This window comes from Pseudomonas sp. SST3, from assembly GCF_003325755.1.
Genome location: NZ_QORI02000131.1, coordinates 1 through 4151 on the forward strand (window position 1 = coordinate 1; position 4151 = coordinate 4151).

At 60.3% G+C, this 4151-nt stretch carries 3 protein-coding genes and 3 pseudogenes; 5 read left to right on the plus strand and 1 reads right to left on the minus strand.

Annotated elements, in window-relative coordinates; translation table 11 throughout:
* The 5 genes and pseudogenes from DQ405_RS25025 to DQ405_RS25045 form a co-directional block, all read left to right on the plus strand.
* Positions 1-318, plus strand: a pseudogene (locus tag DQ405_RS25025) (aldehyde dehydrogenase family protein); the annotation flags it as partial.
* A 29-nt stretch (positions 319-347) separates the two neighbouring features.
* Positions 348-893, plus strand: coding sequence for a hypothetical protein (locus tag DQ405_RS25030; RefSeq protein WP_034128957.1), 546 nt, complete (start codon positions 348-350; stop codon positions 891-893).
* A 53-nt stretch (positions 894-946) separates the two neighbouring features.
* Positions 947-2544: pseudogene (locus DQ405_RS25035) on the plus strand (GMC family oxidoreductase N-terminal domain-containing protein).
* A gap of 103 nt (positions 2545-2647) precedes the next feature.
* A pseudogene (gene coaD, locus DQ405_RS25040) lies at positions 2648-3130 on the plus strand (pantetheine-phosphate adenylyltransferase).
* A gap of 162 nt (positions 3131-3292) precedes the next feature.
* A complete protein-coding gene (locus tag DQ405_RS25045) occupies positions 3293-3544 on the plus strand; it encodes a YfhL family 4Fe-4S dicluster ferredoxin (protein WP_003195146.1) in 252 nt (83 codons plus the stop codon).
* 123 nt (positions 3545-3667) lie between these two features.
* Here DQ405_RS25045 and DQ405_RS25050 read toward each other — a convergent pair.
* On the minus strand, positions 3668-4151 hold a 484-nt coding region (locus DQ405_RS25050; protein WP_342030462.1), incomplete at its 5' end, for a zinc finger domain-containing protein.

Sequence of the window (4151 nt, forward strand, 5' to 3'; positions counted from 1 at the left end):
ACATCAACCAGCGCCCTCGCCCACTGGCCTTGTATTACTTCGGCTACAACAAAGGCGAACAAGCGCGGGTGCTCCACGAAAACCCATTCCGGCGGTGTGTGCCTGAACGACACCTTGCTGCACGTCGCCCAGGACGATATGCCGTTCGGTGGCATCGGCCCGTCAGGCATGGGCCATTACCACGGTCACGAAGGTTTCCTGACGTTCAGCAAGGCCAAGGGTGTGCTGGTCAAACAGCGCCTGAACGCAGCGAAGTTGATCTACCCGCCATATGGCAAGTCGATCCAGAAGCTGATCCAGAAGCTGTTTATCCGCTGATAACCGCCACCTTCGGGACTATAAAAACAATGAACCCCAGCCTGACTGATTCACCCGCGCTGTCACGGCGCGGCGTCTTGAAAATCGGCCTGTGTGCCAGCGCCTTCCTCGCCACCGCCGGGTTGGGCGCCAGCCTCAGCGGTTGCTCCAGCAGTACGCCAGCCAGCGGCTTTGCGATGTTGCGCACCAGCGACTTGCCATTCTTGCGGGCGGTAATCCCGGTGCTGCTGGAAGGCGCGGCCAGTGCCGAACAAGTGCTTGCCGGTATTGAGGACACCCTGAAAAAGCTCGATTACAGCCTGCAACACTTGTCCCCCGAGATGTTCAAGCTCACCCAGCAATTATTCGACGTACTGGGCATGGGCATTACCCGCGGCCCGCTGACCGGTATCTGGGGCAGTTGGGAAAACGCCAGCAGCGAACAGATCCGCAATTTCCTGCACCGCTGGGAAAACAGCTACCTGAACCTGCTGCGCATGGGCCAGGGCTCGCTGCTCAAACTGGTGATCATGGCCTGGTACTTCCGGCCCGAGTCCTGGGCCCATTGCGGCTACCCCGGCCCGCCCAAGATCTAGCCTGGGCAATCCCCCAAGATTGCATCTTCCGACAAGAATAAGAGAGCACACCTATGCCCGTACCCGATCTGTTCCGCGACGGCCTGGCCCGTGGCTGGAAAACCCACAATGGCGCCGCCCTGGATAACGACCTGACCCTGGAAGCGGATGTCGCCATCATCGGCGAGCGGCGCCGGGGGCGGTACCACGGCTGAAATCCTCAGCGCCGCCGGCTACAAAGTGTTGCTGATCGAAGAAGGCCCGCTCAAGACCAGTAGTGATTTCAAACTGCTGGAAGACGAAGCCTACGCCAGCCTTTACCAGGAAGGCATCGGGCGGATGAGTAAGGACGGCGCTATCACCATCCTGCAGGGCCGGGCCGTGGGCGGTACCACCTTGATCAACTGGACCTCCAGCTTTCGCACCCCTGACGCTACCCTCGCGCATTGGGCCAGCGAATATGCGGTCAAAGGCCACAGCAGCGCCGAAATGGCGCCCTGGTTCGAAAAAATGGAGCAGCGCCTGGGCATCGCGCCGTGGGCGCTGCCGCCGAATGCCAACAACGATGTGATCCGCAAAGGCTGCGAAAAGCTCGGCTACAGCTGGCATGTGATCCCGCGCAATGTGCGCGGTTGCTTCAACCTGGGGTATTGCGGCATGGGCTGCCCGGTCAACGCCAAGCAGTCAATGCTGGTGACCACCATCCCGTCCACCCTGGAAAAGGGTGGCGAACTGCTTTACCTGGCCCGCGCCGAACGGCTGAAATACAGCGGCGACACCATCAGCAGCCTCGAATGCGTGGCCATGGACGAACGCTGCGTAGCGCCCACCGGGCGCAAGATCAGCGTGAAAGCCAAGCACTATGTGCTGGCGGGCGGCGGCATCAACAGCCCGGCCCTGATGATGCGCTCCGACGCGCCCGACCCACACTCGCGGCTGGGCAAGCGCACCTTCCTGCACCTGGTCAACTTCTCCGCCGGGCTGTTCGACGAAGTGATCAACCCCTTTCTACGGTGCGCCGCAATCCATCTACTCCGACCACTTCCAATGGCAGGACGGCACTACCGGCAAAATGTCCTACAAACTGGAAGCACCGCCCCTGCATCCAGGCCTGGCGAGCACCCTGTTTGGTGGCTACGGCAACCAGAACGCCCTGGACATGAACCAATTACCCCACACCCACGCCATGCTCGCCCTGCTGCGCGACGGCTTTCACCCCGACAGCCCAGGCGGCACGGTGGAGTTACGCGGTGACGGCACGCCAGTGCTCGACTATCAGGTCTCGCCCTACGCCTGGGACGGCCTGCGCCGGGCCTTCCACAGCATGGCCGAGATTCAGTTCGCGGCGGGGGCCAAATCGGTCAAGCCCCTGCATCACGACGCGCGCTTTGTGAACAACTTGGCCGAAGCCCGCAGCGTGATCGACGGTCTGAACCTGGAACTGCATCGCACCACCCTGGGCAGCGCTCACGTGATGGGCGGTTGCGCCATGGGTGAAGACCCAAAAAATGCCGTTGCCGACAGCCTGGGTCGCCATCATCAGTTGCGCAACCTGTCGATCCACGATGGCTCGCTGTTCCCCACCAGCATTGGCGCCAACCCGCAATTGTCGGTGTACGGACTGACCGCGCAACTGGCGAGCGCATTGGCCGAACGTCTGAAAACGGCATGAAAAGACAGGGTATTCACGGTATCTATCTACATAAGTCGACTTGGCCCACCGGTAATGCTGCGATACCATCCGGTTCCCCAACGGACTCCGCCAGGACGACGCGATGAACCGAGTGTTGTACCCAGGTACCTTCGACCCGATTACCAAAAGGCCATGGCGATCTGGTCGAACGCGCCTCTCGCCTGTTCGACCATGTGATCATCGCGGTCGCGGCCAGCCCCAAGAAAAACCCGCTGTTTCCCCTGGAACAACGTGTGGAGCTGGCGCAAGAGGTCACCAAGCACCTGCCGAATGTGGAAGTAGTGGGCTTTTCGACATTGCTGGCGCATTTCGCCAAGGAGCAAAACGCCAATGTGTTCCTGCGTGGCCTGCGTGCGGTGTCGGACTTCGAATACGAATTCCAGCTGGCCAACATGAACCGCCAATTGGCGCCGGACGTGGAAAGCCTGTTCCTGACGCCGTCGGAGCGTTATTCGTTCATTTCCTCGACGTTTGGTTCGTGAAATCGCCGCTTTGGGCGGAGATATCACCAAGTTTCGTGCATCCAGCTGTAGCCGATGCACTGACATTGCGCTTCAAGAAGTAAGACTCATTGTGGCGAGGGAGCTTGCTCCCGCTGGACTGCGCAGCAGTCCCAATCCTTTCATCCCTCACCACAGAGACAGGCTCGCACTGCGGGCGTCAATGCGGCACAATTGCGCGCATTAGTTTTCAGATGCCTTGGCAGAGTGCCCTGGCAGGAGTTTCCATGTCCCTGATCATCACCGACGATTGCATCAATTGCGACGTCTGCGAACCCGAGTGCCCGAACGCCGCCATTTCCCAAGGCGAAGAGATCTACGTGATCGACCCCAACCTGTGCACCCAGTGCGTCGGCCACTACGACGAACCGCAGTGCCAGCAGGTATGCCCGGTCGATTGCATCCCGCTGGATGAGGCACACCCTGAGACTGAAGAGCAGTTGATGGAGAAGTACCGCAAGATTACCGGTAAGGCCTAAGCCTCTTTATGGCCCGTAAAGGCCTCATCGCAGGCAAGCCAGCTCCCACACTTGGATATGTGAATACATTCAAATGTGAGAGCTGGCTTGCCTGCGATAGCGATATCAGCCCTCAACCAACCATCAGCTCTGACACCTGGGGCAAAACACACTCGCCCGCTGCCCCAGCACCACATTGCGCAGCTCAGTGCCGCAAACCTTGCACGCCTCGCCGCCCCGGCCATACACGAACAGTTCCTGCTGGAAATACCCCGGCTGCCCATCGCCACCGATAAAGTCCCGCAACGTGGTACCGCCCCGCTCAATGGCAGCGGCCAGCACCCGCTTGATCTCAATCGCCAGCTTCAAATAGCGCCCGCGTGAAATCCCCCCGGCGGCGCGGCGTGGGTCAATCCCAGCTGCAAACAGCGCCTCGGTCGCATAGATATTGCCCACGCCCACCACCACCGCGTTGTCCATGATGAACGGCTTGATGGCCATGCCTACATCGACGGTGGCGACCCCTACATGCTCAACCTGGCCTGGATGCGACCGTTCGAGGTGGGCAACCATGCGGCGAAATTCCAGGGGTTCATTAACTACGTCGGGGAAAAAGGCGAGGACTACC